At 56.6% G+C, this 774-nt stretch carries 1 protein-coding gene; it reads left to right on the top strand.

All coding sequences use genetic code 11. The features are described 5' to 3' along the window. Positions 1–169: 169 nt before the first annotated feature. The coding region (locus IM273_RS09425; RefSeq protein WP_226857932.1) for a dihydrodipicolinate synthase family protein at positions 170–774 on the top strand (605 nt) is incomplete at its 3' end.

Genomic DNA, 774 nt, shown 5'->3' with positions numbered 1-774 from the left:
TCCCCATGTACGGTCCGGGGTGAGGGGACAATATGTGATCCAGCTTAAATTTCCCGCACTCCCTCTGCATCTCTCATTTACCTGCGCTTTTCCTGCGTCATAGTATGATCGTTAAATTAATGAACGCTGTTCTATAATGTAGAACAAAATGATTCAACAAGGAGATCTCATGCCGCAGTCCGCGTTGTTCACGGGAATCATTCCCCCTGTCTCCACCATTTTTACCGCCGACGGCCAGCTTGATGAGCAGGGCACCGCCGCGCTGATCGACGATCTCATCAAAGCGGGCGTTGACGGCCTGTTCTTCCTGGGCAGCGGCGGCGAGTTCTCCCAGCTCAGCGCCGAAGAGCGTAAAACCATTGCCCGCTTTGCTATCGATCACGTCGATCGTCGAGTGCCGGTCCTGATCGGCACCGGCGGCACCAACGCCCGGGAAACCATTGAACTCAGCCAGCATGCGCAGCAGGCGGGCGCGGACGGCATCGTGGTGATCAACCCCTACTACTGGAAGGTGTCGGAAGCGAACCTGATCCGCTATTTCGAACAGGTGGCCGACAGCGTCACGCTGCCGGTGATGCTCTATAACTTCCCGGCGCTGACCGGGCAGGATCTGACTCCGGCGCTGGTGAAAACCCTCGCCGACTCGCGCAGCAATATTATCGGCATCAAACGCATCGTCCTGTGGGGTGAAAATTTTCTCAATGGTCATCGTTATCGTCCGGCTCAGCAGAGCTTGAGCTGTTGCAGCAGGGTTTTCAGCTGCGCCTTACGCGG

This window comes from Enterobacter cloacae complex sp. P13B (assembly GCF_014895915.1).
Classification (GTDB): Bacteria; Pseudomonadota; Gammaproteobacteria; order Enterobacterales; family Enterobacteriaceae; genus Enterobacter; species Enterobacter bugandensis.
The sequence above is the reverse complement of the archived record's forward strand: the minus strand, read 5'-3'. Positions and strand labels throughout refer to the sequence as shown.